Genomic DNA, 26,987 nt, shown 5'->3' with positions numbered 1-26,987 from the left:
CAATCCGGAGAAGAACCCATGAACGCAGCCATCCGTCTCCCGGTCGAGCAGGCCTATGCCAGCGAATTGCAAGCGCTGGCGCGCGGCGACGACAAGCAAAAGCCCGCCGGCTGGAGCCTCTCACCAAAGGCCGTCCTGACCTATCTGCTGGGCGGCAAGGCCAGCGACGGCACCATGATAACGCCGAAATATGTCGGCCGCCGCCGGCTGATGGAAACCGCGGTGGCGACTTTGGCCACCGACCGTGCGCTGCTTTTGCTCGGCGTTCCGGGCACCGCCAAATCCTGGGTCTCGGAACATCTCGCCGCGGCAATCATGGGCGACTCGACGCTGATCGTGCAGTGCACGGCCGGAACCGACGAGAACCAGATCCGCTATGGCTGGAACTATGCCCAGCTTCTGGCGAAAGGCCCGAGCCAGGAAGCGCTGGTGCCGACGCCGCTCTATCGCGCCATGCAGGACGGCAAGCTGTGCCGGCTTGAAGAGCTGACGCGCATGGGCTCGGACGTGCAGGACACGCTGATCACCGTGCTGTCCGAAAAGATGATGCCGATCCCGGAGCTGAACACCTCGATCTACGCCCAGCGCGGCTTCAACATCATCGCCACGGCAAACAACCGCGACAAGGGCGTCAACGAGCTGTCCTCGGCGCTCAAGCGGCGCTTCAATGTCGTGGTGCTGCCGCTGCCCGAAGACATGGCGGAAGAGGTCTCGATCGTCTCCAAGCGCGTCGGTGAGATGGCTGGCGGCCTCGACCTGCCGGTGCCGAAGAATGTCGCCGAAGAGATCGCCCGCGTGCTGACCATCTTCCGCGAATTGCGCTCAGGCTCGACCGCCGACGGCAAGGTGACGCTGAAGACACCGTCGGGCTCGCTATCGACGGCAGAGGCCATCGCCACCATGGTTGGCGGTCTCAGTCAGGCGGCCTGGTTCGACGGCGGCAAGCTTGGCGCCGAAGGTCTCGCCGCCAGCCTTGTCGGTGCGATCGTCAAGGATCCGGTGCAGGACAAGGTGGTGCTGGAAGAATATCTGGAAACGGTGCTCAAGAAGCGGCCCGACTATTCCGGCTACTATGCGGCGCTGAACGCGGCGATCTGATACCGATGCGGCACAGCGGTATCGCCTATTTCGGCATACGCCATCACGGGCCCGGCTCCGCCGACAGCCTGGTACAGGCGCTGCAGGAATTGCGGCCGGTCGCCGTCCTGATCGAAGGGCCGAGTGACGCTTCGGCGTTGTTGCCGCTGCTGGCCCGCCCGGAAATGCAGCCGCCGGTGGCATTGCTCTGCTACCCGGAGGACGACCCGGCCTCGACCAGCTTCTGGCCGTTTGCCGAGTTCTCTCCCGAATATCAGGCGGTCCTCTGGGCGGTCGGCAACAAGGCGACGTTGCGCTTCATCGATCTGCCGTCGTCGGCGCGGTCGCCCGCCGAGGCGATCGATGCCGCGGAAAACACCGACGCCGCCGAAGCCAGCGAAGCCGGCGATGACGAGGACCCGCATCGCCGTGATCCGATCGGCACTCTGGCGCATGCCGCCGGCTACGAGGATGGCGAAAGCTGGTGGTCGGATATCGTCGAACAGAACCCTGAGCCGGGCCCCATTTTCGCGGCCATCGCGGACGCCATGGCGACGCTGCGCGAAGGTGAAGGGTCGATCGCAAAGTTCGAAGCCAGGCGCGAAGCGCATATGCGGCTCGAAATCGCCGCGGCGCGAAAGGAGTTCGAGGGACCGATAGCGGTGGTCTGCGGCGCATGGCACGTGCCGGCGCTCCAGGCAGCGCACGTCCAGAAAGCCGATCAGGCGCTGCTCAAGGGCATCGCCCGGCGCAAAAGCACGATGACCTGGGCGCCGTGGACGGGGCCGCGCCTGGCGTCGGGCCTTGGCTATGGCGCGGGCGTCGTGGCGCCAGGCTGGTGCAAGCATCTTTGGCGCACGCGCGGCCGGCATGACGGGGCAACCCTGTGGCTGGCGATGATTGCGGCGGTGCTGCGCGAGAAGGGTCATCTGATCTCGACCGCTTCTCTGATCGAAGCGGAGCGGCTTGCCCGTACGCTCGCCGCCATTCGCGAGCGGCCGAAACCCGGTTTCGAGGAATTGCGCGACGCTGCCGTCGCCGCCCTGTTCAACGGCGAAGCGCTGCTGTGGGCGCTGGTCGAGGCTGAGCTGCTCCTGGGTGCGGACGTTGGCGAAATTCCACCCGACACGCCGCTGGCGCCCTTGATCGAGGATCTGCAGCGCAACCAGAAGGCGGCGCGGCTGAAGCCCGAGGCGCTTGAGCGCGAACTGTCGGTCGATCTGCGCAGCGAAAGCGGGCTTTTCCGTTCGACATTGCTGCACCGCCTGAACGTGCTTGGTGTGCATTGGGGCAGATTGACCGACGCCGGGCGCAGTCGCGGCACCTTCCGCGAGCGCTGGACGCTGGCCTGGGAGCCGGAATATGCCGTTCGGCTGGTCGAGAACCTTGTCTACGGCCCGACCATCGAAAAGGCCGCCAATGGCCGGCTGATCCAGATGATCGGCGCCGCGGCAACCCTCGACACGCTTGCCGCCCTGGTCCAGAGCGCGATCACGGCCGACCTGTCGGAAGCCTCGAGCGCCGGCCTTGTTGCGCTGGAGGCACGCGCGGCGCACAGCAGCGAATGCCTGGAAATCCTGGCGTCGGTGCCGCCGCTTGCCGACATCATCCGCTATGGCGAGGCGCGCAAGACGGAGACGCACCGCCTGTCCGGCCTCATGGAGCGGCTGATCGTCGAAGCGGCGATCGCGCTGGCCTATGCCGTGCGCGATCTCGATCAGCAGGCTGCCGCTTCACTGGTCGGCGCTCTGCGCAAGGCCGACGAAGCCATCAGGCTGATCGAACCCGGGGACGATGTGCTGAACGGATGGCGCGACGGGCTGGCCGCCGTGCTCGATGGGCCGCGATCCACGGCGCTGCTGGCCGGATGCGCCGCGCACTTGCTTTACGAAGCCGGCCAGCTATCCGCCGAAGCCGCCGCCGGATTGCTCGGGCGACGCCTGTCTCCCGGAACGCCGGTCATTGAAGCGGCGGGGTTCTTCGAGGGCTTCTTCAGCACCGCCGGTCAACGGCTGATCTATGACGAGGGTCTGCGCGGCGCGGTCGATGCGTGGCTGAAATCGCTCGACGAAGAGGCTTTCGTCGCGCATCTGCCATTGCTGCGCCGCGTCTTTTCCAATCTGGACAGCATGGAGCGCCGGCGGCTGATCGAGGCGGTTCTCGGCCGCGCCGCGCGCCTGCCGGCTGGCCTGACGCCGGCGCCGGATGGTGGCGAGGCCTGGCGCCGGCATCTGGAACGGCTCGGACCATTGCTCATGGGGGGTGGCAATGGATGACGAGGCCGAAATGAACGAGCCAGGTGCACTCACGCCGGACGGCGAGAGGGAGCGTCGCTGGCGCCTGGCGATCGGCGCCGCCGACGAAACATCGCCAGCGCTTTCCGAAGACGACAAGCGGCTTTCGGCCGCGCTCGACGCCCTCTATGGCGATAGCGCCGGCGATGCTGCCGCCGATCCGCGCAAGCGGCGTGGCGGTCTCGGCCGGTCGGCGCCGCGCGTGGCGCAATGGATGGGCGACATCCGCTCCTTCTTTCCGGCGCAGGTCGTGCAGATCGTCCAGAAGGACGCGTTCGAACGGCTGAACCTGAAGCAGATGCTGATGGAGCCGGAATTCCTCAAGGCGATCGAGGCGGACGTCAATCTGGTTGCCGACCTGATTTCGCTTCGCTCGGTGATGCCGTCCAAGACCAAGGACATCGCCCGCACCATCATCGCCGACATCGTCGCCAAGCTGATGCAGCGGCTCGAACAGAAAACCGCTGAAGCGATACGCGGCGCGCTCGACCGGTCGAGACGCACCAACCGCCCGCGCCAACGCGATATCGACTGGCCGCGCACCATCTCGGCAAACCTTCGCCACTACCAGCATGAGCACAAGACCATCGTGCCGGAAAAGCTGGTTGGCTTCATGCGCAAGCAACGCCGGCTGGTCGACCTCGACGAGGTCGTGCTGTGTGTCGACCAGTCCGGTTCGATGGCGAGCTCGGTGATCTACGCTTCGATCTTCGCCGCGGTGATGGCCTCGCTGCCGGTCGTGCGCACCAAACTTGTCTGCTTCGACACCGCGATTGTCGATCTCACCGAGGACCTCAACGATCCCGTCGAAGTGCTGTTCGGCGTCCAGCTTGGCGGCGGTACCGACATCAACCAGGCGGTCGCCTATTGCGCCGAGCGCATCGAGCGGCCGACCAAGTCCCATTTCGTGCTGATCACCGACCTCTACGAAGGCGGCAACGGCCAGGAATTGTTGCGCGGGCTGGCAGCGCTGGTCCGGTCCGGCGTCAATGTTGTCGTGCTTCTGGCGCTCACCGATCAGGGCCGGCCCGGCTATGACCCCGCCATGGCCGGTTCGGTCGCCGGACTTGGCATACCGGTTTTTGCCTGCACGCCGGACCTGTTTCCGGACATGATGGCGGCGGCCCTGCGGCGGGAGGATATCGGCGCCTGGGCGGCGGGGGCCGACATCAAGGTCGTTCGCGCCGAGACCGAAGCACCGAAGCCAGGCGACTGAGCTTCGTCGGTGGTCCCGGCACCGGTCAGGACGTCTTCTCGCCGACCAGTTCAAAGCGCTCGACCTCGCAGTGCTGGCCGACCACCGCCAGCACGTCCGTCGAAGGTTCGATCGCATCGGGCTGTTTCCATTCGAGGTTGAAGGAAAACACGAAGCGGTCGCGACCGGCGTCATGCTCCATGCCGACAAAGCGCGCCGCGTAGCCGAGCGGCCGCACCATCTCCTGAAGGTCGGGCGGCAATCCTTTTGCCCAGGACACCGAAAGGATCGCATGATGGTCGCGCGGGATCCGGAGATCGACCCATCTCAAGGCCTGGAGCGTCACCAGGGTGAGCAGCGTCGCAATCCCCGCCAGGCCGAACTGGCCACCGCCAAACGCCAGTCCGATCATCGTCATGATCCACATCGTGGCGGCGGTGGTGACCCCGGTCACGAGCTCGCCGCGCCGAAGGATGGCGCCGCCGCCGATGAAGCCGACGCCGGTCAGCACGCCGAGCGGAAATCGCAGCACGTCCATGCGGCCGAAAGTGTCCGGCTCCTTGCCCGCCATGTCGAGCAGGATGTTGGCCTGGATCATGGCGATGGCAGCCGCAAGGCCAACCAGGATAGTCGTTCGAAGCCCGGCGGTGCGGCCGCGCGACTCCCTGTTCAAGCCGATGAGGACGCCTGCCAGCAGCGTGAGCAGAAGCCGCGCGGCGAGGTCGGGCCAGGTCGGATGAAGCGGCATCTCGCAGCAAAACGGCTCGAACATCGTCCCACCTTGGCGGCCTGGGCGCGCCGCGTCCTCGCATACATTCGCGTCCCCACCGTCCCTCAACATCGCTGGGGCAGTGATGGTTCCCCTTCGCCGCCGCCACTCCGTTGCACGATTTGAACAGGCGGCGCTTGACTCCGGCAAAACCTTGTGAAAAATTTTGCAGCAACTGATAAAAATATCAAAGGGTGGAAATGGTTGGGTTCGGCAACGGCCTGCTGCGCGACGATGAGACCAGCATGGCGACCCGCGCCGCCTGGCTCCACTATGCCGGCGGCCTGACCCAGTCCGAGGTTGCCAAGCGCCTCGGCCTGACCAGCCTCAAGGCGCACCGCCTGATCACCAAGGCCAACCAGGAAGGGCTGGTCAAAGTCTATATCGACGGCGAAGTCTCCGAATGCGTCGCGTTGGAAGACCAGCTCTCCGGCCGCTACGGCCTCCACTATTGCGAGGTGGTGCCGAACTTCGATTCCGAAGACCTGCCGCTGAAGGCGCTGGGCATTGCCGGCGCGCAGTTCCTCAAACGCGAGATCGAACGCGGCGAGGGCACGCTGATCGGCGTCGGCCACGGCCGCACGCTCGCCGCCTGCGTCGAATACCTGCCGCGCATATCGGCCGACGGGGTCCGCTTCGTCTCGCTGCTTGGCGGCCTGACGCGCAAATTCTCGGCCAACCCGCATGACGTCATCCATCGGCTGGCTGAACGCACCGGTGCCGAAGCCTATGTCATGCCGGTGCCGATGTTCGCTAACACCGCCGAGGACCGCACGGTGCTGCTCGGCCAGAAGGGCATCAGCGAGGTCTTCGATTTGGCGCGGTCGGCCGACCTTTTGATCGCCGGCATCGGTACCGCCGAGCGCGAGGCTTCGCTGGTTGCCACCGGCATGATCGAGAAGGGCGAGATGGAGGAGACCCGCGGCAACGGCGCCGTCGGCGAGTTGCTCGGCCATTTCTTCGACGCGGCCGGAAAGCCGGTGGCGACGACGGTGTCCAGCCGGGCGCTGGCGCTGGCGCGCGAGGACATCGCCAATCGCAGGATTGTCGCCGTCGCCGGCGGCAAGGTGAAGGTTCGTGCCATCAAGTCAGTGCTGGAGGGCCGCTATCTCAGGGGCCTGATAACCGACGAGCGGACGGCGCGATCGCTCGTGGAACAGACGCCGGTCGGGTAGCCGGCAAAGCTTTGGTTGAAACTACCCTGTGGAGGAGAAGAGAAAATGTACGAGAAAGAGAAAGACCTGATCGACGCGTTCATGCGCGGACAAGTCGATCGCCGCGGCCTGATCAGGGGCCTCGGAGCACTTGGCCTTGCCGCCGGAACGGCCGGCACGCTGCTCAACTTCGGACAGACCCGTGCGCTCGCCGCAGATTTCGACTGGCAGGCGCACAAGGGCAAGACCATCAAGCTCTTGCTCAACAAGCATCCCTATGCCGATGCGATGATCGCCAACCTCGAGAACTTCAAGCAGCTGACCGGCATGAACGTCGTCTATGACGTGTTCCCGGAAGACGTCTATTTCGACAAGGTCACCGCAGCCCTTTCGGCAAGTTCGCCGGAATATGATGCCTTCATGACCGGCGCCTACATGACCTGGACCTACGGCCCAGCCGGCTGGATCACCGACCTCAACGAATGGATCAAGGATCCGGCCAAGACCAATCCGAACTATGCCTGGGACGACTTCCTGCCCGGCGTCAGGAATTCCTGCGCCTGGAACGGCAAGCCGGGCGGCGAACTGGGTTCGGAAGACGCGAAGCAATGGTGCATTCCGTGGGGCTTCGAGCAGAACAACATCACTTACAATCATGGCATGTTCGAGAAGGCCGGCGTCAAGGTGCCCGGCAACATGGACGAGCTGGTGGCCGCGGCGGCCAAGCTCACCAAGGATGTCGGTGGCGGCGTCTACGGCATCGGCGTGCGCGGCTCGCGCTCCTGGGCGACGATCCATCCCGGCTTCCTGTCGGCCTACGCCAATTTCGACCAGAAGGACCTGAACGTGTCGGCCGACGGCAAGCTGTCGGCCGCCATGAACACCGCCGAATCCAAGGCCTTCCACAAGCAGTGGGTGCAGATGATCCAGGAGAGCGGTCCGAAGGACTGGTCGACCTACACCTGGTACCAGGTCGGCACCGATCTCGGCGCCGGCGCCTCGGCGATGATCTTCGACGCCGATATCCTTGGCTACTTCATGAATGGCGGCGACAACAAGATGGCAGGCAAGCTCGCCTTCGCCGGCTTCAAGGCCAATCCGGCCGCCAAGGCGCCGACCCCGAACATCTGGATCTGGTCGCTGTCGATGTCCAACTTCTCCAAGGACAAGGATGCCACCTGGTACTTCATGCAGTGGGCCTCCGGACCCGAGCATGCGCTGTTCGGCGCCACCAAGATGGACTTCGTCAATCCGGTCCGCCAGTCGGTCTGGAAGGACGATGTGTTCCGCGAGAAGCTGAACAAGAGCTATCCTGGCTATGTCGAGATGTTCGACGCTTCCGCACCGGGCGCCAGCATCAAGTTCACGGCGCAGCCGCTCTTCTTCGACCTCACCACCGAATGGGCGGCGACGCTGCAGAAGATGGTGGCCAAGGAAGTGCCGATCGACGAAGGCCTCGACAAGCTGGCCGAGAGCATCAATGGTCAGCTCAAGGAAGCTGGTCTCGGCTAGGATCGGACGAAGGCTGGCCCGCCCGAGGCGGGCCAGCCTCGACCGTCGGTTACATGTTCGCGATGCGGCGCCGGGTGGCGTCGCCAATTCGCCCGACCGGCCGCCTGGCTCCCTGGGCGGCCCGGCAGGGCGAAGCAACAGGAATGATGGAGCAGCAGATGACTGCGGCGACAGTGCAGAGGGCCAGACCCTCCGGCTTCAGGATCAGCAAGCGGGTTCTGCCCTACCTCCTCAGCCTGCCGGCCCTGCTGGTCTGCATCGGCATCCTGATCCCGTTCCTGACCTCTGTGGTCTATTCCTTCCAGCGCTACCGCCTGAGCCAGCCCTGGGCACGGCAGTTCAACTGGGGCGACAACTACATCTCCTTCTTCACCGACCCGAAGTTCTGGAACACGCTGCAGGTGTCGCTGCTCTATGCCGGCATCACCGTCGTGCTCGAACTGCTCCTCGGCCTCGCCATCGCCATGCTGCTGCAGAAGCGCTCGACGCTCAACAATTTCATTTCGATCATGCTTTTGATGCCGCTGATGACGGCACCGGCGCTGGCCGCACTGATGTGGAAGCTCATGACCAATCCGGGCTTCGGCGTGCTGAGCTATCTCGCCAGCCTCATCGGCCTGCATGATTTCCGCTGGGCCTCGTCGCCGTCGACGGCGCTTTTGACCGTCGTCCTTGTCGACATCTGGGTCTACACACCCTTCATCATGATCCTTTTGCTTGCCGGCCTGCGCAGCTTGCCGACGCAGCCCTTCGAGGCGGCCGCCCTTGACGGTGTGCCGAGGAGCTTCGTCTTCTTCCGCATCACGCTGCCGATGCTGATGCCCTATATCCTGACCGCGACCTTGTTCCGACTGCTCGATTCCATCCAGCAGTTCGACATCATCTACGCGATGACCCAGGGTGGTCCCGGCGACACGCTGACCGTCTTCCAGGTCGAGGCCTATCTCAACTTCTTCCAGTCGACCAATGTCGGCCGCTCGGCGGCGCTGATGATCATCCTGTGGGCGATCACCTATTTCCTGTCGAACATCTTCATCAAGAACTGGCTGCGACTGCGCGAACGCGCCCGCGGCCAGGCATAGGAGGCCGGGATGGAACACACCTCGCTTCTCGAACGCATCCTGCGTGGCATAGCGCTGACGCTGGTCGTCATCTTCTTCATGTTCCCGATCGTCTGGATCTTCATGATGTCGTTCCAGACCAACGAGACCATCCTGCGCATTCCGCCACAGCTGGTCTTCGAGCCGACGCTGGCCAACTACACCGCTTTGATCACCGGCAAGCTGATGACTGCGGCCGGCACGCTCGACATCGCCTTCATGCGCAACCTGTGGAACTCGGTGTTCCTGTCGGTCACCTCGGTTGCCGTCGCGCTGCTGCTCGGCGTTCCCGCCGCCTACGCCTTTGCCCGCCACAAGTTCCGCGGCTCTGAGGATATCGCCTTCACGCTGCTGTCCTTCCGCTTCGCGCCGGCGCTGCTGGTGCTCCTGCCGCTGACCCTCTATTTCCAGAAGCTCGGGCTGGCCAACACCTATTTCGGCCTGATCTGGGTCTACCAGCTGATCTGCCTGCCGCTGATCCTGTGGATCGTGCGCGGCTATTTCGAGGACATTCCGGCCGACATCGAATACGCCTATCGCATCGGGGGCCATTCCTGGTTCGCCACCTTCCGCAAGATCGCGCTGCCACTCGCCGGCCCCGGCATCGCGGCCGCCGGCCTGCTCGCCTTCATCTTCGCCTGGAACAATTTCGTCTTCGCCCTGGTGCTGGCTTCGGCCGACAAGCAGCCGGTGACCGTCGGCGCGCTGGCCTTCATCACCTCGTCGGGCATCCAGTATGGCCAGATCTCGGCCGCGATCGTGCTGTCGATCACGCCGACGCTGGCGCTTGCCCTCTACGCGCAGCGCTACCTCGTCGAAGGCCTGTCGCTCGGCGCCGTGAAAGGATAGGTCCGATGGCAAGCCTCGAACTGAAAAATGTCGTCAAGCGCTACAAGAGCCAGACCGTGCTGGACGATCTGTCGTTGACCGTCGCCGATGGCGAGACGCTGGTCCTGTTCGGTCCGTCCGGCGCCGGCAAGACGGTGCTGCTGCGGCTGGTCGCCGGCGTCATCGATCCCGACGAGGGTAAGATCCTGATCGGCGGCGAGGACATGACGGACGTCGATGCCGAGTTCCGCGGCGTCGGCATGGCGTTCCAGAATTTCGCGCTGTTCCCCCACATGACCGCCTTCGACAACATCGCGTCGCCGCTCGAAGCCAGGCACTCCTCGAAAGGCGTGATCAAGGCCGGCGTCGAAAGCGTCGCAAAGCTGCTCAAGATCGACCATGTGCTGAGCCACAAGCCGCGTGCCCTGTCCAACGGCCAGAAGCAGCGCACGGCGCTTGCCCGCGCTTTGGTCGGCTCGCCGCCGCTGCTGCTGCTTGACGATCCCTTGCGCAACGTCGACGCCAAATTGCGTTTCGAGATGCGGCTCGAGCTGCCGAGGCTTCTGCACGATCGTGGCGCGACCGTCATCTACGTCACCCAGGACTACAAGGAGGCGATGGCGCTCGGCAATCGCATCGCCGTGATGTCGCAAGGCGTCATCCGGCAGCTCGGCACGCCCGAGCAGATCTATCGTGAGCCGGCTAATATAGAGATCGCCAGGCTATTCGGCGACCCGACCATCAACCTGCTCGACGTCAAGCCGGCGCGCGACGCCAAGGGCATCTATGTCGGCCTGTCGAATGTCCAGGTCCATCTCGCCGGCGCCTTTGAGGCAGCGGTCGGGCGCGACTGCGTCATCGGTCTGCGGCCCGAAGCGCTGAGCTTCGTCAATGAGGCCACACCCGGCGCTTTTCCCGTGACGGTGGAGGCCGAGACGCCGCTCAACGAAAAGATCGTCACGCTGGTGCGCACCGTGCGCGGCCGCGAAATCCTGGTCTCGCGCCCGGCCGGAGCCCCGGGCCAGGCCGAAGGCAAGGCCCACATTGCCGTCGACAGCAAAAGCGCGCTTCTGTTCGATCATGCGAGCGGCGAGCGCATCGGCGCGAACAAGGTCGTCAATTTGCGCAGCGGAGAAGCGGCATGAGCGCCAGGGCAATCACCATTTCCGGCGTCGACAAGTTCTACGGTCCGATCGACCGTGGCGTGCACGCGGTCAAGAACCTGACAATGGAGATCGCCAAGGGCGAGATCGTGGCGCTGCTCGGCTCGTCCGGCTGCGGCAAGACCTCGACACTGCGCATGATCGCCGGCTTCGAGGAGGTTTCGCGCGGCGCGATCTCGGTCGGCGGCCGCAAGGTGCACACGCTGGCGCCGGTCAAGCGCAATGTGGCGATGGCCTTCGAGGGATACTCGCTTTATCCGCCGCTCACCGTACGCGAAAACATGGCTTTCGCCCTGAAGGCGGCCCGGCTGCCGAAGAGCGAGGTCGACGCCAAGGTCGCCAGCATCGCCAAGCTGCTCGAGATCGAGGACATCCTCGAGCGCTATCCGAGCTCCATCTCCGGCGGCCAGCAGCAGCGCGCCAGCCTTGGCCGGGCGCTGATCCGCAATGCCGACCTGCATCTGCTCGACGAGCCGATGGGCCAGCTCGAACCGCAGCTGCGCGCCGTTCTGCGCGGCCGCATCAAGCATTTCATCAAGGAACGCGGCCTGACCGCGATCCTGGTCACGCACGACCAGACCGAGGCCAATGCGCTGGCCGACCGCATCGCGGTGATGGAGGGCGGCGTGCTGCAGCAGTTCGATACGCCCGACATGATCAAGCGGCGGCCGGCCAATTTGTTCACCGGCACCTTCGTCGGCGAACCGCCGATGAACGTCTTCGAGGCCTATGTCGGCAATGCCGCCGGCAAGATCAGTCTCAAGCTGCCCGATGGGCTCTCGCTCGACTACGACAAGGACGCCTTCAGCGCCCCGGTCCGCGACCAGCTCCTCAACCGCGAGCGCGTGGTGATCGGCGTCAGGCCCTATGCGGTGCGCCGCTCCAAGGACGGTGTGCCGGCCACCGTTTCTGCCAACCAGTGGCTCGGCGACCAGACGCATATCGCCGCCGATTTCGCCGGCGGCTCGTTGGTGCTGGTCGAGCATGACCGGACCCGCCTGGAGTTGGGCGCGCCGATCAATGTCAGCATCGACCCGAAGAACCTGCATGTCTTCGACCAGGCGAGCGGCAATGCTATTTCGCACGGGATGGAGCTTGCCTGATGCGGGATGTGCTGATCGGCATCGACGCCGGCACGTCTGTCATCAAGTCCGTCGCCTTCGAAACGGCGGGCCGGCAGATCGCAGCCGCGGCGCTGCCGAACAAATACGAGACACTGCCCGGCGGCGGCGCCGAGCAGGATCTGGCGCGCACCTGGGCCGATACGGCGACCACGTTGCGCCAGCTTGCCGACAAAGTGCCTGATCTCGCCAGCCGCGTCATCGCCATCGCGGTGACCGGGCAGGGCGACGGTACCTGGCTGATCGATGCCGACGGCGAGCCGGTCGCCAAGGGCTGGCTGTGGCTCGACGCGCGCGCCGCCTCCGTGGTCGAGGAGATCCGCGCCCGGCCCGAGGACCGGCTGCGCTTCGAAAAGACCGGCAGCGGTCTTGCCGCCTGCCAGCAGGGATCGCAGTTCGCGTTCATCAAGCGCAACATGCCGGGCATGCTCACGAGCGCCGCGACGGCGTTCCACTGCAAGGACTGGCTCTATTTCCGGCTGACTGGCGAGCGGGCGACCGATCCGTCGGAAGGGACCTTCACCTTCGGCGACTTCCGCACCCGCGACTACTCCGACGATGTGCTCGATGTGCTCGGCGTCGGCGATCTCCGGCATCTCCTGCCTGACATCGTCGATGGCACCAGGCAAAGCGCTGCCCTGTCCAAGGCGGCCGCCGATGTCACCGGCCTGCTCGCCGGCACGCCGGTCGTGCTCGCCTATGTCGACGTCGTCTGCACCGCGCTCGGCGCCGGCCTGTTCGACCGGCAGCGCAAACCGGGCTGCACCATCATCGGCTCGACCGGCATGCATATGCGGCTTGCCGAGACGCCCGACGAGGTTCAGCTGAACGACGCTGCCACCGGCTATACGATGGCGATGCCGGCGCCTGGCGTGTTCGCGCAACTCCAGTCGAACATGGCGGCGACGCTCAACATCGACTGGGTGCTCGGCCTTGCTTCCGGCATCCTCGCCTCGCAAGGGATTTCGCGCTCGAACGGCGAAATGATCGCGCTTGTCGACCAGTGGATAGCATCGTCGCAGCCGGCGTCGCTGATCTACCAGCCCTATGTGTCGGAGGCCGGCGAGCGGGGCCCGTTCGTCGATGCCAATGCCAGGGCCGGCTTCGTCGGCATTTCCTCGCGCCACGGTTATGCCGACATGGTGCGCGCCGTCTTCGAAGGACTGGCCTTCGCGGCGCGCGATTGCTACGCCGCAATGGGTCCGCTGCCCAAGGAAATCCGCCTCACCGGCGGCGCTGCCCGCAGCCCGGCCTTGCGAAAAATCCTGGGTGCCACGGTCGGCGCCGGCATCCGCACCAGCGAGCGCGAAGAAGCGGGTGCGGCGGGTGCCGCGATGATCGCGGCGGTGTGCGTCGGCCAATACGCTTCGATGGACGATTGCATCGCCGAATGGGTCACGCCCTTGCTCGGTGCGGCCGAGCCGAGCGACCAAAAACTTGCCGCCATCTACGAGGCGATGGCTCCGTCCTACACATTGGCGCATGAGGCGCTGCGTCCGGTCTGGCGGTCGATGGCCGCGTCGAGAGCACGTTGAGAAGTCGAGCATGCAGAAGAAAATAGCGATCATCGGCGACCGTTTCATGCTTCCGGACGTGTTCCGGGCGGAGATCGAGAAGGCCTGCGGCAACAGCCTCGACATCCGCACGCTCGAAATGGCCTGGCCCGACGAGCCGATGGAGTTCGGCAATCCGGCGCTCGGCCTCGACAAGGTCAAGGAGTATTTCGGCGATCCGGACGAGGTGGTCGATTTCATCGGCGACGCCGAGATCTTCGTCACCCAGCTGTCGCCGCTCTCCGACGCCATGATGCGGCGCTTACCTGGGCTCAAGCTGGTCGCGGTGTCGCGTGGCGGACCGATCAACATCGACATGGCGGCTGCGAAAACGCATGGCATCACCGTCGTCAACGTGCCGGGACGCAATGCCAGCGCGGTGGCCGAATTCACCATCGGCGCCATCCTTGCCGAGACAAGGCTGATCCGCGTCGGCCACGAGGCGCTCCGCAAGGGCGAATGGCGCGGCGATCTCTACCGCGCCGACCGCACCGGCCGCGAGCTCAGCGAAATGACCGTCGGCGTCATCGGCTACGGCAATATCGGCACGAAGGTAGTGCGCCTGCTGCGCGCCTTTGGCTGCCGCATCCTGGTTTCCGATCCCTATGTGCAGCTGAGCGCGGACGACCGCAATGCCGGCGTCGAGCTGGTCGCGCTGGACGATCTTCTCGCCCGTTCCGATGTGGTCACCCTGCATTCGCGGGTGACGGCGGAAACACGTGGGCTGATCAACAAGGACACCATCGCCAGGATGAAGCCCGGCGTGATCTTCATCAACACCGCACGCGGCCCGCTGGTCGACTATGACGCGCTCTACGATGCGCTGGTGTCCGGCCACATCGCCAGCGCCATGCTGGAGACCTTCGCGGTCGAGCCGGTGCCTGCCGACTGGCCGCTGCTGCAATTGCCCAACGTGACGCTGACGCCGCATATCGCCGGCGCCTCCGTGCGCACCGTCACCTACGCCGCCGAGCAGGCGGCCGAGGAGGTGCGTCGCTTCATCGCCGGTCTGCCGCCGGTCAATCCGTGCTAAGGCCGCCGCCATGAAACGGACAGTCTGCAGCGAAGGTCTGGCGCGATGAGCGGCGAGAGCGAAATCGTCGACCTCTTCGTCATCGGCGGCGGCGTCAACGGCGCCGGCATCGCGCGCGACGCCGCCGGCCGCGGCCTGTCCGTCATCCTGTGCGAGAAGGACGATCTGGCCGAAGGCACCAGCTCGCGTTCGGGCAAGCTCGTCCATGGCGGCTTGCGCTATCTCGAATATTACGAGTTCCGCCTGGTGCGCGAGGCGCTGATCGAGCGCGAGGTGCTGCTGGAATCAGCGCCGCACATCATCTGGCCGATGCGCTTCGTGTTGCCGCACAGCCCCGACGACAGGCCGGCCTGGCTGGTGCGGCTCGGCCTGTTCCTCTACGACCATCTTGGCGGCCGCAAGCGGCTGCCCGCCACCCGCACGCTCAACCTGCGCACCGCGCCCGAAGGCGCGCCGATCAAGGATGCCTTCAAGCGCGGCTTCGAATATTCCGACTGCTGGGTCGACGATGCCCGCCTCGTCGTCATCAACGCGCTCGACGCCGCCGAGCGGGGCGCGAAGGTTTTCACCCGCACCGCCTGCACCGCTGCCCGCCGCGAGAACGGGCTGTGGTCGGTTGAAATGCGCGATGGCAGGACCGGCGTGAAGACCACAGTCCGGGCGAGGGCGCTGATCAACGCCGCCGGCCCCTGGGTCAACGACATCGTCAACCGCGTCGCCGGGCAGAACTCCAAGCGCAATGTGCGCCTGGTCAAGGGCAGTCACATCGTCGTGCCGAAATTCTGGGAGGGGCGGCAGGCCTATCTCGTCCAGAACAACGACAAGCGCGTCATCTTCATCAACCCCTACCAGAACGATCTGGCGCTGATCGGCACCACCGACATTCCCTATGACGGGCGGCCCGAGGACGTTACGGCGGAGGCGAGCGAGATCGACTACCTGATCAAAGTCGTCAACCGCTACTTCAAGCGCGGCCTTGCGCGCAGCGATGTCGTCTATTCGTTCTCCGGCGTCAGGCCGCTCTACGACGACAACGCCGACAATCCGAGCGCAGTGACCCGCGATTACATCTTCGAGCTCGACGCGTCGGACGGGCAGGCGCCGCTGCTTTCCGTCTTCGGCGGCAAGATCACCACCTTCCGCAAACTGGCCGAGCACGCGTTGGACCGGATCCAGCCTTTCTTCCCGAAGATGGGCAAGGCGTGGACGTCGAAGGCGCATCTGCCGGGCGGCGACATCGCCAATGCCGACTTCGAGCAGTTCCTCGGCGACCTCGCTCGCGACTATCCGTGGATGCCGGCCTCGCTCGTCAAGCACTATGGCCGGCTCTACGGCACGCGCACCCGCGCGCTGGTCGGCGCCGCCGGCTCGCTCGCCGATATGGGCCGATCTTTCGGCAAGGATTTCTTCGAGCGCGAGGCGAGCTACCTCTTCGCGCACGAATGGGCGCTGACGGCAGCCGACATTCTTGACCGGCGCACCAAGCACGGCCTGCATCTCAGCGCCGCTGAGAGAGCCTCCTTCGAGGACTGGTGCGAAAACCGATTGGCGAAGGTCGGCTGATGGCTTCTCACATTGATCACGATGCCGCCGAGTTGGAGGCGCTGCGCGCGCTGTCGGCCAACGTCGGCGCCGACCCGCTGCTGGTCCAGGGTGCCGGCGGCAACACCTCGCTCAAAGAGGCCGGCCTGCTGTGGATCAAGGCATCCGGCACCTGGCTGATGAACGCGGCCACCACCGACATCATGGTACCGGTGGAACTGGCTCCCTTGCTCGACGCGGTGGCGCGCAAGAGCCCGGCAGCCGAGAAGGCCGATCAATTCACACCGGCGGATCTCAACCCGCACCGGCTGCGGCCTTCGATCGAAACGACGGTGCATGCCTTGCTGCCGCAGAAGATCGTCGTCCATGTCCATTGCGTCGAGACGATCGCGATCGCCGTGCAGGCCAATGCCGAGGCCCTGTTGGAGGAACGCCTGCGCGGGCTCGACTGGGCGTTCGTGCCCTATCGCCGGCCGGGGCTGCCGCTGGCGCAAGGGATCGCCGAGCGGCTGCAGCCTCGCACCAACGTGCTGGTGCTTGGCAATCACGGGCTGGTCGTTGCCGCCGACACGGTTGCCGAGGCAAATCTGTTGCTGCGGCGCGTCACCGGCCTGCTCGCCCGCCCGACGCGCGCGGCACCACCGCCCGATGTCGACGCGCTGATCAGGCTCGCCATGGGCAGCGGCTACCGGCTTCCCGTCGCGGTCGAGGCGCATGCCGCCGCCACCGATCTCGCCAGTTGCCGCATCGCCGCATCCGGCAGCCTCTATCCGGACCATGTCATCTTCCTCGGCGCCGGATCGGTGATCGCCGGTCCGAACGAGAACGCAGCCGCCGTGGTGGCCAGGACAACGGCCGCCGGGCAGCCGGCGCCGGCGTCCATCCTCTTTCCCGGCAAGGGCATCCTGATGCGCCGGGACGCCAATGCCGGCGCCGAGGCGATGGCGCGCTGCCTCGCCGATGTCGCGGCGCGCATCGATCCTGCGGCGCGCGTCAACTATCTGAGCCTCGAGCAGAATGCCGAGCTGCTGAACTGGGACGCCGAGAAATACCGCCAGGAGCTCAACCGGCGCAACGCCACCACGCTGCAATGACGGCGCTCGGCCTCGATGGTGGCGGTCTGGATGATCGTGCCGTCAAGCGCGATACCCGGCAGGCCTGAACAGGAGTTTCGAATTTGGCCTTTACGCTGTCCCTCAACACCAATCCGCTGGTCAACCGCTTTGCCGACCCAGACGATCTGATCGACGCGATCGCCTATGGCATCGGCATCAGGGACGTGCAGCTGACGCATGAGTTCGTCAATCCGGGCTGGCCGCCGGCGACGATCGCCAAGTTCGTGCGCCTGTTCCGTTCGGCGCTGGACCGGACCGGCGTGCGCATCACATCGGGCATGACCGGCCCCTATGGCCGGCTTAATCATTTCGGTCATCCCGACGCCGATGTGCGCCGCTACTATGTCGACTGGTTCAAGACCTTCGCCGACATCTCAGCGGAGCTCGGTGCCAGCGGCATCGGCACGCAGTTCGCTATCTTCACCCACCAGGATTATGACGATCCCGAGCGCCGCGCGAAGCTTCTCGACATCGCGCTCGAATGCTGGCGCGAGGTCGCCGAGCATGCCAAGGCAGCCGGGCTGACCTATTTGTTCTGGGAGCCGATGTCGGTTGGCCGCGAATTCGGCCACACGATCGAGAGCTGCCGGGCGCTGCACCAGGAGATCGAGGGGGCCGGCATGGCCATTCCGCTCAAGATGATGGTCGACATCGACCATGGCGACGTGACCTCGAGCAATCCGGCCGACATCGACCCCTATGCCTGGGCCGAGGCCTTTCCACTGCAATCGCCGATCATCCACATCAAGCAGTCGTCGATGAACAAGGGCGGCCACTGGCCGTTCACCGCCGCCTACAACAAGGACGGCCGCATCACGCCGGAGAAATTCCTGGAGACCGTGCGGCGCGGTGGCGGCACCGACAACGAGATCTGCCTGGAACTGTCGTTTCGCGAGCGCGAGCCGGTCGACCACCAGGTCGTCGCCATGATCCGTGAATCGGTCGACTACTGGACCCCTTTCATCGACGCCGGCAGGGCGGACTTGTTGCCGCGGGCAAAATGAAAGGGCGGGAGCCGATTGGACCCCCGCCCTTTGGACCGGTCATTCCGGTCAGATAGAACTCAGCCGAACTTCGGGTCGAGGCTGCCCGACTTGTAGCGCTTGGCCATTTCGGCGACCGGCAGCGGCTTGATCTTCTGCGCATTGCCGGCGGTGCCGAACTGCTCGAAGCGCTCTTTGCAAAGCTTGCGCATGGCAGCCATGGCCGGCGTCAGATACTTGCGCGGGTCGAACTCCGAAGGGTTCTCGGTCAGCACCTTCCGGATCGCGCCGGTCAGCGCCATGCGGTTGTCGGTGTCGATGTTGATCTTGCGCACGCCGTGCTTGATGCCGCGCTGGATTTCCTCCACCGGCACGCCCCAGGTCGGCTTCATCTGGCCGCCATACTTGTTGATGATCTCCTGCAGATCCTCCGGCACCGAGGACGAGCCATGCATGACCAGATGCATGTTCGGCAGGCGGCGGTGGATCTCCTCGATCACGTTCATCGCCAGCACCGCGCCATCAGGCTTGCGCGAAAATTTGTAGGCGCCGTGGCTGGTGCCCATGGCAACCGCCAGCGCATCGACATGCGTGTCCTTGACGAACTCGACCGCCTGTTCCGGATCGGTCAAGAGCTGGTCGTGGCTGACGGCGCCTTCGACGCCGTGGCCGTCTTCCTGCTCGCCGCCGCCCATCTCCAGCGAGCCGAGCACGCCGATCTCGCCTTCCACCGAAACGCCGCCCCAATGCGCCATGTCGACGACGCGGCGCGTGATGCCGGAATTGTAGGCATAGTCGGCCGGCGTCTTGCCGTCTTCCTTCAGCGAGCCGTCCATCATCACCGAGGTGAAGCCGTACTGGATCGCGGTGACGCAGGTGGCTTCGTTGTTGCCGTGGTCGAGATGCATGCAGACCGGGATGTCGGGGTGGATTTCGACCAGCGCGTCAATCAGCTTGGCCAGCACCACGTCATTGGCATAGGCGCGCGCGCCGCGGCTCGCCTGCAGGATGACCGGCGACTTGGTCTCCTCGGCGGCCTCCATGATGGCAAGGCCCTGTTCCATGTTGTTCATGTTGAAGGCCGGCACGCCATAGCCGTGTTCGGCGGCATGGTCGAGCAATTGTCTCAGTGTGATGCGAGCCACCCAATAGTCTCCCGTGTCTGGTTTCGAACCGTGTCTGTTGGCTGGCCGACCGTCGTCCAGCCCGTTGATGCTTCTGGCCGGATTTCCGCCGGACCGCAACCTGTGGACCGCGCGTCCGAAGCAATTCTTGTTACAGGACCGCAATCAGAGGCGGACCGATATCCCAGAGAAAGATAACATTATCACAAAAATTTTGGTGCAAACGCGCTTTTTCGGCGTTATATATCCGATCATGGATTGAACGCGCAGCTTGTTGCGCGAGAAAGCGCCGGGATGAAGAGCGACGGCCGCCGCCAGGGCATCATGGATTTTCTGATGGACGCCGGCACGGCGTCGGTCGACGACCTTGCCTCGCGCTTCGGCGTGTCGAAGATGACCGTGCATCGCGACCTCGACGATCTCGAGGAAACCGGCTTCCTGCGCAAGGTGCGCGGCGGCGCCTCGATCCAGCCGAGCGGCCTGTTCGAAAGCGATTTCCGCTACCGGCAGAAGCAGGCGGCCGAGGAGAAACAGCGCCTGGCGGCCGCCGCGGTGGCGATGATCGAGCCGGGCCAGACCGTGATCATCGATGACGGCTCGACGGCGGGCGGCATTGCCGGTCGCCTCGCCGATCTTCGCCCGCTGACGGTGATCTCCAACAATCTGGCCGTCATCCAGGAACTGGCCGGCGTCGGCGGCATTACGCTGATCGCGCTCGGCGGCCAGTACAGCAAGAAGTTCCATGGCTTCTTCGGCCTGCTCACCGAGGACATGCTGAAGTCGCTGCGCGCCGATGTCGCCTTCCTGTCGTCGTCCGCCATCCATGGCGCGTCGGCCTTCCATCAGGATCAGGAAGTGGTGCAGACCAAGCGCACGATGATGGCTGTCGCGGCGCGCAAATATCTGCTGGTCGATCATGGCAAGTTCGGCCGCACGGCCTTGCATTTCCTCACAGATCTCAGGGCGTTCGACACCGTCTTCACGGGTCGCCAGTTGGAACCGCAGGTGCGCGAAGCGCTGGATGCCGCCGGCGTTTCGCTGATGGTGGTTGGCAACAAGGATTAGGGAGCAGTACGCGTGGTCTACTGGGTCGGTACAAGCTGGAAGATGAACAAGACGCTCGCCGAGGCGCTCGATTTCGCGCGGAAGTTAGCCGGCTTCGTACCGGGTTTCGACGAGCGTATCCAGCCCTTCGTCATTCCGCCGTTCACGGCGGTGCGTGAGGTCAAGGCTGCGTTGTCGTCGACGCGCATCAAGGTCGGCGCGCAGAACATGCATTGGGCCGATGCCGGCGCCTGGACCGGCGAGATCTCTCCGCTGATGCTCGAGGATTGCGGGCTCGATCTGGTCGAACTCGGCCACAGCGAACGGCGCGAACATTTCGGCGAGACCGACCATGCCGTCGGCCTGAAAACGGCGGCTGCGGTCAAGCACGGGCTGGTGCCGCTGATCTGCGTCGGCGAAACGCTTGCCGAGCGCGAAGGCGGGCGGGCCGATGCGGTGCTGACGGCGCAGGTGCGAGGCGCGCTGCAGTTCCTCGACGGCGAGGCGAAGGGCGCAAAGATCCTGTTCGCCTACGAGCCGGTCTGGGCGATCGGCGACAAGGGCATTCCGGCCAGCTCCGACTATGCCGACAGGCAGCAGGCGCTGATCAAGCAGGTTGCCGGCGGCCATTTGCCCTCCGTGCCGCCGGTGCTCTATGGCGGTAGCGTCAATCCGCAAAACGCCGCCGAGCTGATCGGCCAGCCGCATGTCGACGGCCTGTTCATCGGCCGCTCGGCCTGGCAGGCGGAAGGCTACATCGACATCCTCGGCCGCGCCTCGGCGGCGATCTGAACCAATTGAACAGGAAAGGACAAGAAAATGAAAATAGCCATTGGAGCCGACAGCGCCGGCAAGCCGCTGCTCGACGTCATCGCCGCCCATCTCGCCACCAAAACCGGCCTCACCGTCAGCGATCTCAGCCAGGCCGGCTACTATGCCGACCTGTCGCAAAAACTCGCCCAGACGATCGTCGACGGCGAGAATGACCGCGGCATCCTGTTTTGCGGCACCGGCATCGGCGTTTCGATCTCGGCCAACAAGGTGCCGGGCATTCGCGCCGCACTCACCCACGACACCTATTCGGCCGAGCGCGCCGCGAAATCCAACAACGCCCAGATCATCACCATGGGCGCGCGCGTCATCGGTCCGGAACTGGCCAAGGCGATCGTCGATACCTGGCTGGCCTCGGAGTTCGACGAGAAAGGCCCATCGGCCGGCAATGTCCAGGCGATCAACCGGCTCGATGCGGCGAAGGGCTAGGCCAAGCTCTTTGTCATTGCGGCGATGACGGTCACGGCCGACGCTGCGCCCGGATCGATGTGTCCGAGCGAGCGCTCGCCGAGCCGCGAGGAACGGCCCTTGGCGGCGATCATGTCCTTGGTCGCTTGCGAACCACGCTCGGCCGCAGCGAAGGCGGCGTCGAGACTTTCCGACAAGGACTTGCCGGCGGCGTGCGCGGCGGCCGCTGCTTCGGCCGCTGGCAGCCAGGCGTCGATCATCGTCTTTTCGCCGATCTCGGCCTTGCCGCGATCCTTGATGCCTTGCGCCATCGCCTGGAACATTGCGATGACGTCGGCATCGGCCAGCGCTGCCTTGCCCTTGACGGCGGCGGCAGCGCGCATGAGGGCCGTCGCATAGAGCGGCCCCGACGAGGCGCCGACGGCATTGAGGAACGATTTTGCCGCCGTGTTCAGCAGCGCTGTCGGCTCGGTCGCCGCAAGGTCGAGCGGCTCCAGCGCATCGCGCACCGCGCCGAAGCCGAGCGCCATGGCAATGCCGTGGTCGGCGTCGCCGATGACTCCGTCGAGCTGGCAGAGCCGGTCCTTGTCGGCCTCGATCGCCACTGCGATGGCATCGAACATGTGCTTCAGCCGGGCCGTGTCGATGGCTGTCATGGTGTGCCTCAGCCGGCGCGGAACATGGCGCAGTCGCAAGGGTGGTCGAGCATCGTCTGCAGCTCGCCGTCGAGATGCTCCAGCGTCACCGAGGCGCCTGCCATTTCGAGCGAGGTGCAGTAGTTGCCGACCCAGGTCGCATGGATGGCAACACCGATGTCGTCGAGCCTCTGCTTGACCCGCCGGTTCATGATGTAGAGCTCCATCAGCGGCGTCGAGCCGAGCGAGTTGACGAGCACGGCGACCTTGTCGCCGCGCGACGGCGCCATCTCGGCAAGGATCCTGTCCAGCATCTCGTCGGTGATCTCGTCGGCCGTCCTGAGCTTGCCGCGCGCGATGCCCGGCTCGCCATGGATGCCCATGCCGATCTCCATCTCGTCGGCGCCGATCTCGAAATTCGGCCGCCGCGTTTGCGGCAGCGAGCAGGGTGACAGCGCCACGCCCATTGTGAAGGTGCGGTCGTTGGCCTTGCGGGCGATGCGCTCGACCTCGTCGAAGGAGAGCATGCGGTCGCAGGCCGCGCCCGCCGCCTTGAAGATGAAGAAATTGCCGGCGACGCCGCGCCGTTTGTCTCGCTGGTCGCGCGGCGCGGACGCAACGTCGTCGGTGGTCAGCACGGTGCGCACGTGAATGTCGTCCATCGCGGCCATCTCGGCGGCCATGTCGAAATTCATCACGTCGCCGGCATAGTTGCCATACATGAACAGCACGCCAGCGCCGCCGCTGACCGCCTTGGCGCATTCGACGATCGGGTCGGGCGGCGGCGAGGCAAAGACATTGCCGATGGCCGCGGCATCCGCCAGCCCCTTGCCGACAAAGCCGAGAAAGGTCGGCTCGTGGCCCGAGCCGCCGCCGATGACGAGGCCAACCTTGCCGGGTCGCGGCCCGTCGCGGGCGATGATCGAGCGCGGGCTGCCGTCCACGCTCCTGAGGTGGCGAGAATGCGCGGCGAGGATCCCTTCGAGCATCTCGTCGACGGAGCGGTTGCCGTCATTGATGATCTTCTTGGTCTGCACCGGCATCCTCCCGACTTTCGGTATTTTCCCAGATATTACCGGGTGTTGCCGGGATTTCCACCCGGCAAAGAACCTTATGCCGCGATCCGTTCCCGCGCGGCGAGAATCTCGACGCAGGCCTTGGCCGCCTCTTTGCCCTTCACTTGAAAATGCTCGAAGAAGAAGCGGTGATGTTCGGCGCTGTCGTGATAATTGTGCGGCGTCAGCACTGCCGAGAGCACCGGCACGCCGGTCGCCAGCTGCACGTTCATCATGCCGTCGATGACGGCGCCGGCGACGAAATCGTGCCGATAGATGCCGCCATTGACGACGAAGGCGGTGCCGAGGATCGCGGCATAGCGGCCGGTCCCGGCCAAAGTCTTGGCATGCAGCGGAATCTCGTAGGCACCCGGCACGTCGAACACATCGACGGCAAAGCGGCCGCCGAGAACGGCAAGCTCGGCCTCGAACGCCGCCACGCACTGGTCGACGATGTCGGCATGCCAGCGCGCGCGAATGACGGCGACGCGAACGATTTCATAGTCTTTTGGGGAATGCTGATTCATGGGTCCATCCTTCCGTTTCGAACCAGAATCAGGACGCACGATACGAAATCCGGACCGCGCGGACGCGGCCGTCTTCCGTTCGTTCTCTTCCATCCGGACTGTGACCGTCGGCTCCGGAATCGCACCGGATCTGCTGACCTTTCCGTTGCCGGGAAGCGCTCGCGGGCTCAGGTCGAAACCCTTACCGCCGGTGGGGACTTTCACCCCGCCCTGAGAACATTAACGGCGTTTGTATGGAAGGGCAGTGCACCGATGTCAATTGTAGCCGTCGGCGAAGCTGCCGATCTCCCCCTTGTGGGGGAGATGCCCGGCAGGGCAGAGGGGGGCGCGAAGGATCGCCAACGTTTATTTCATCTTTACAGTCACCAGTCCTCATTGGTGCAAACATCGATGGATGGAGAGGCTGGCGGGACAGCGCCCCCCTCTGTCCTGCCGGACATCTCCCCCACAAGGGGGGAGATCGACTGTCACCCGCGCTCGGGGAACATCGTCCTCAACCCTTCGCGCGAGGCCTTGGCGATGCCGCGTTCGGTGATCAGGCCGGTGACCAGCCGTGCCGGCGTCACGTCGAAGGCGGGGTTCGCCGCCGGCGTCGCTTCCGGTGAGACACGCACCTGAGCGATCTCGCCGGACGCGGTCTTGCCCCAGACCAGCGACACCTCGTCGCCGGAGCGTTCCTCGATCGGGATTTCGGCGAGACCGTCGCCGACTGTCCAGTCGATGGTCGGCGAGGGCAGTGCGACATAGAACGGCACGTCATTGTCGGCGGCGGCCAGCGCCTTGAGATAGGTGCCGATCTTGTTGCAGACGTCACCACTGGCAGTCGTGCGGTCGGTGCCGACGATGACCATATCGATCTGGCCGCGCTGCATCAGGTGGCCGCCGGCATTGTCGACGATCAGCGTGTGCGGCACGCCGTGGCCGGCCATCTCCCAGGCGGTCAGCTGGGCGCCCTGGTTGCGCGGCCGCGTCTCGTCGACATAGACATGGACGGGAATGCCGGCCTCGGTCGCCAGATAGATCGGCGCCGTGGCGGTGCCGTAGTCGACTGTCGCCAGCCAGCCGGCATTGCAATGGGTCAGGATGTTGACGGTTTCCCCCGGCTGCTTGCGTGCCGCGATCGCCTTGATGATCTCAAGCCCGTTTGCGCCAATGGCGCGGTTCAGCCCGACATCCTCGTCGGCGATCTCAGCGGCGCGGCGGTAGGCTGCCTCGGCGCGTTGTTCTACCGGCAGTGGCTTGAGGAAGCGCCGCATTTCGTCCAGCGCCCAGCGCAGGTTGATCGCCGTCGGGCGCGTCTCGTGCAAGGTCTCCCAGACGGCATCGAGCGCCGCATCCGACGGGTCCTCAGTCATCTGGATAGCGACGCCGTAGGCGGCGGTGACGCCGATCAGCGGCGCGCCGCGCACCCACATGTCGCGGATCGCGGTGGCGATGCCGGCGACCGTGCCGATCTTCTCGATGCGGAAATCATGCGGCAGCCAGCGCTGGTCGATGATCTCGACCGAACGCTTGTCGTCGCTCAGCCAGATGGTGCGGTAATGGCGATCGCCGACGTTCAAATCCTGCTCTCCCGTTCGATCAGCTCGGCCAGAGTGTTGACCTCGTCGATGCTGTGGATATGGCGCCGGTTGACGGCGAGGTGACGGCCGAATTTCAGCGCCTTTGCCTCACATCTGGCGCGCATGTCCTCGTCGGCAATGGTCTCGAAATCGGCATTGTGGGCAAGGCCGAGGATGCGCCGGTGAACCTCGATGCCGGCGAAACCCAGAAGGTCGGTCCAGATCGAATGCAGCACATGGTCGAGCGCCTGTTCGGCGCCGAGCAGGTCACCCTGATCCTCGAACAGGCTCTTCTGGTAGAGCATGCCGCTGCGCTCGGTCCGCCATAGATGCGAGAATTCGGTGCGGAACACGGCCCATGTCTCGACGACGACATCGAGCAGATAGGCGCGCATGGCGTCGCGCTTGCCGTTCTGCTCATGGCCGCTTTGCGATAAGAAGGACATCCAGAAATTGGCAAGCAGCATACCGACGTCGAAGGCCATCGGGCCGTAGAAGGCGAACTCCGGATCGATCATCCGGGTTTCCTGGTCGGTGACCATGATCGAGCCCGAATGCAAATCGCCATGCAGCAGCGTCTCGGCGTTGGCGGCAAAGAGATGCTTCAGCCGCTGCGCCTCGACCTTGAGGTCGCGGTCGGCGCGCAGCTCGGCCACCAGGCTGTCGAGCTGCGGGCTGGTGTGCCGGTTCATCCTGGCGTCGAAATAGGGGTCGGAGAACACCAGGTTCTCGGTGATGTCGCAAAGTTCGACATTGTCGGCGAACAGCGCCAGATCCGCCTTGCGATCCTTGGCCACCATCGAGAGGTCGGAGCCGCGGAACAAGGTTCTCGCCATGAACAGGCCGATGTCCTTGGCGATGTTCGGCAATTGCCGGCCTTCGATCAGCGCCCGCCGCAAGATGATGTGCGGCGACAGATACTCCATGATGATCAGCGCCTGGCCTTCGTCGAAATGGTAGATCGCCGGCACGGAACCCGGCGCCCGCGCTTCATGCCTGGTCAGCGCATGATACTCGAAGAAGGAGCGCTTCAGCGGCAGCGGCCAGCTGTCGCCGACCAGGCGGACATAGGGCAGGGCCTGCTTGACCACCGCCGCGCCTGTCGCGCCTTCGACGATGAACACCAGGTTCAGATTGCCGTCGCCGACCTCGCGCACTTTCCAGCGACTTGTGTCCTTTCCGATCTTCGCGGTGAGCGCGTCGTTAGCGCCAAGGCGCGTCGGCAGCGTCTCGACCGTTAGTGCTTCGAACGGCAGTTTCTGCGTCATCGTCATCCTCCCGCATATGCGCTCCGAACATAACGGAGGCATGGCGGCCGGGCCAAGCTAGGAAGCCGTCTGGCAATTGTCAATCGTGTTGACA

General features: G+C 65.0%; 24 protein-coding genes and 1 riboswitch. Of the genes, 17 read left to right on the top strand and 7 right to left on the bottom strand.

Annotated elements, in window-relative coordinates:
- The first annotated feature begins 18 nt into the window (after window positions 1-18).
- Genes AC04SI_RS19775 through AC04SI_RS19765 form a run of 3 tightly spaced genes read left to right on the top strand, consistent with a single transcriptional unit; the run spans window position 19 to window position 4,587 of the window.
- The gene (locus AC04SI_RS19775) at window positions 19-1,098 is read left to right on the top strand and encodes an ATP-binding protein (RefSeq protein ID WP_404279471.1); all 1,080 of its coding nucleotides are present in this window, start codon (window positions 19-21) and stop codon (window positions 1,096-1,098) included.
- A gap of 5 nt (window positions 1,099-1,103) precedes the next feature.
- A complete protein-coding gene (locus AC04SI_RS19770) occupies window positions 1,104-3,353 on the top strand; it encodes a DUF5682 family protein (protein WP_488474742.1) in 2,250 nt (749 codons plus the stop codon).
- 10 nt (window positions 3,354-3,363) lie between these two features.
- The gene (locus tag AC04SI_RS19765) at window positions 3,364-4,587 is read left to right on the top strand and encodes a VWA domain-containing protein (RefSeq protein WP_404279475.1); all 1,224 of its coding nucleotides are present in this window, start codon (window positions 3,364-3,366) and stop codon (window positions 4,585-4,587) included.
- Between the two features lie 25 nt (window positions 4,588-4,612).
- Here the strand turns inward: AC04SI_RS19765 and AC04SI_RS19760 are convergent, their stop codons facing one another.
- Window positions 4,613-5,338, bottom strand: a complete 726-nt coding sequence (locus tag AC04SI_RS19760) for an MgtC/SapB family protein (RefSeq protein ID WP_404279477.1) — start codon at window positions 5,336-5,338, stop codon at window positions 4,613-4,615.
- A 197-nt stretch (window positions 5,339-5,535) separates the two neighbouring features.
- On the opposite strand from AC04SI_RS19760, the gene AC04SI_RS19755 reads away from it, so the two are divergent.
- From AC04SI_RS19755 to AC04SI_RS19705, 11 genes are all read left to right on the top strand, one after another.
- Entirely contained in the window at window positions 5,536-6,510 is a 975-nt protein-coding gene (locus AC04SI_RS19755) for a sugar-binding transcriptional regulator (protein WP_404279479.1), read from the top strand.
- A 45-nt stretch (window positions 6,511-6,555) separates the two neighbouring features.
- Window positions 6,556-8,001: an ABC transporter substrate-binding protein gene (locus AC04SI_RS19750; protein ID WP_006206393.1), complete on the top strand. Its 1,446-nt coding sequence runs from the start codon at window positions 6,556-6,558 to the stop codon at window positions 7,999-8,001.
- Window positions 8,002-8,159: 158 nt separating this feature from the next.
- Window positions 8,160-9,083, top strand: a complete 924-nt coding sequence (locus AC04SI_RS19745; RefSeq protein WP_404279483.1) for a carbohydrate ABC transporter permease — start codon at window positions 8,160-8,162, stop codon at window positions 9,081-9,083.
- A gap of 9 nt (window positions 9,084-9,092) precedes the next feature.
- A complete protein-coding gene (locus AC04SI_RS19740; RefSeq protein WP_192183112.1) occupies window positions 9,093-9,950 on the top strand; it encodes a carbohydrate ABC transporter permease in 858 nt (285 codons plus the stop codon).
- A gap of 5 nt (window positions 9,951-9,955) precedes the next feature.
- Window positions 9,956-11,074 (top strand): ABC transporter ATP-binding protein, encoded by a 1,119-nt coding sequence (locus AC04SI_RS19735; RefSeq protein WP_006206390.1) that lies wholly within the window; start codon window positions 9,956-9,958, stop codon window positions 11,072-11,074.
- Complete coding sequence (locus AC04SI_RS19730; RefSeq protein ID WP_404279487.1) at window positions 11,071-12,195, top strand: ABC transporter ATP-binding protein; 1,125 nt, start codon at window positions 11,071-11,073, stop codon at window positions 12,193-12,195. The genes AC04SI_RS19735 and AC04SI_RS19730 overlap by 4 nt, the downstream gene beginning before the upstream one ends.
- Window positions 12,195-13,748: an FGGY-family carbohydrate kinase gene (locus AC04SI_RS19725; protein ID WP_404279489.1), complete on the top strand. Its 1,554-nt coding sequence runs from the start codon at window positions 12,195-12,197 to the stop codon at window positions 13,746-13,748. Before AC04SI_RS19730 ends, AC04SI_RS19725 begins: the two co-directional genes overlap by 1 nt.
- 10 nt (window positions 13,749-13,758) lie before the next feature.
- On the top strand, window positions 13,759-14,799 hold the full coding sequence (locus AC04SI_RS19720; RefSeq protein WP_404279491.1) for a 2-hydroxyacid dehydrogenase: 1,041 nt from the start codon (window positions 13,759-13,761) through the stop codon (window positions 14,797-14,799).
- A gap of 45 nt (window positions 14,800-14,844) precedes the next feature.
- Window positions 14,845-16,362, top strand: coding sequence for a glycerol-3-phosphate dehydrogenase (locus AC04SI_RS19715; RefSeq protein ID WP_404279493.1), 1,518 nt, complete (start codon window positions 14,845-14,847; stop codon window positions 16,360-16,362).
- Complete coding sequence (locus AC04SI_RS19710; RefSeq protein WP_404279495.1) at window positions 16,362-17,435, top strand: class II aldolase/adducin family protein; 1,074 nt, start codon at window positions 16,362-16,364, stop codon at window positions 17,433-17,435. The genes AC04SI_RS19715 and AC04SI_RS19710 overlap by 1 nt, the downstream gene beginning before the upstream one ends.
- A gap of 83 nt (window positions 17,436-17,518) precedes the next feature.
- Window positions 17,519-18,460, top strand: a complete 942-nt coding sequence (locus AC04SI_RS19705) for a sugar phosphate isomerase/epimerase family protein (RefSeq protein ID WP_404279497.1) — start codon at window positions 17,519-17,521, stop codon at window positions 18,458-18,460.
- A 59-nt stretch (window positions 18,461-18,519) separates the two neighbouring features.
- Here the strand turns inward: AC04SI_RS19705 and fba are convergent, their stop codons facing one another.
- The gene (fba, locus tag AC04SI_RS19700) at window positions 18,520-19,584 is read right to left on the bottom strand and encodes a class II fructose-bisphosphate aldolase (RefSeq protein WP_120014302.1); all 1,065 of its coding nucleotides are present in this window, start codon (window positions 19,582-19,584) and stop codon (window positions 18,520-18,522) included.
- A 273-nt stretch (window positions 19,585-19,857) separates the two neighbouring features.
- On the opposite strand from fba, the gene AC04SI_RS19695 reads away from it, so the two are divergent.
- Genes AC04SI_RS19695 through derI form a run of 3 tightly spaced genes read left to right on the top strand, consistent with a single transcriptional unit; the run spans window position 19,858 to window position 21,867 of the window.
- Complete coding sequence (locus AC04SI_RS19695; RefSeq protein ID WP_488474741.1) at window positions 19,858-20,628, top strand: DeoR/GlpR family DNA-binding transcription regulator; 771 nt, start codon at window positions 19,858-19,860, stop codon at window positions 20,626-20,628.
- 12 nt (window positions 20,629-20,640) lie between these two features.
- The gene (locus AC04SI_RS19690; RefSeq protein WP_488474740.1) at window positions 20,641-21,399 is read left to right on the top strand and encodes a triose-phosphate isomerase; all 759 of its coding nucleotides are present in this window, start codon (window positions 20,641-20,643) and stop codon (window positions 21,397-21,399) included.
- A 27-nt stretch (window positions 21,400-21,426) separates the two neighbouring features.
- On the top strand, window positions 21,427-21,867 hold the full coding sequence (gene derI / locus AC04SI_RS19685) for a D-erythrulose-4-phosphate isomerase (RefSeq protein WP_488474739.1): 441 nt from the start codon (window positions 21,427-21,429) through the stop codon (window positions 21,865-21,867).
- Here derI and dhaL read toward each other — a convergent pair.
- From dhaL to mtnK, 5 genes are all read right to left on the bottom strand, one after another.
- Window positions 21,864-22,502 (bottom strand): dihydroxyacetone kinase subunit DhaL, encoded by a 639-nt coding sequence (dhaL, locus tag AC04SI_RS19680; protein ID WP_488474738.1) that lies wholly within the window; start codon window positions 22,500-22,502, stop codon window positions 21,864-21,866. The genes derI and dhaL overlap by 4 nt on opposite strands.
- Window positions 22,503-22,510: 8 nt before the next feature.
- Complete coding sequence (locus tag AC04SI_RS19675) at window positions 22,511-23,518, bottom strand: dihydroxyacetone kinase subunit DhaK (RefSeq protein WP_488474737.1); 1,008 nt, start codon at window positions 23,516-23,518, stop codon at window positions 22,511-22,513.
- Between the two features lie 74 nt (window positions 23,519-23,592).
- On the bottom strand, window positions 23,593-24,063 hold the full coding sequence (locus AC04SI_RS19670; RefSeq protein WP_488474736.1) for a 6,7-dimethyl-8-ribityllumazine synthase: 471 nt from the start codon (window positions 24,061-24,063) through the stop codon (window positions 23,593-23,595).
- A 77-nt stretch (window positions 24,064-24,140) separates the two neighbouring features.
- Window positions 24,141-24,285, bottom strand: a riboswitch (FMN riboswitch).
- Window positions 24,286-24,530: 245 nt separating this feature from the next.
- Complete coding sequence (mtnA, locus tag AC04SI_RS19665) at window positions 24,531-25,625, bottom strand: S-methyl-5-thioribose-1-phosphate isomerase (RefSeq protein ID WP_488474735.1); 1,095 nt, start codon at window positions 25,623-25,625, stop codon at window positions 24,531-24,533.
- A complete protein-coding gene (gene mtnK, locus AC04SI_RS19660; RefSeq protein WP_488474734.1) occupies window positions 25,622-26,893 on the bottom strand; it encodes an S-methyl-5-thioribose kinase in 1,272 nt (423 codons plus the stop codon). The genes mtnA and mtnK overlap by 4 nt, the downstream gene beginning before the upstream one ends.
- Window positions 26,894-26,987: the final 94 nt, after the last annotated feature.

It is taken from the genome of Mesorhizobium sp. CNPSo 4689 (genome assembly GCF_057784325.1).
This window is presented reverse-complemented; position numbering and strand designations above follow the sequence as displayed.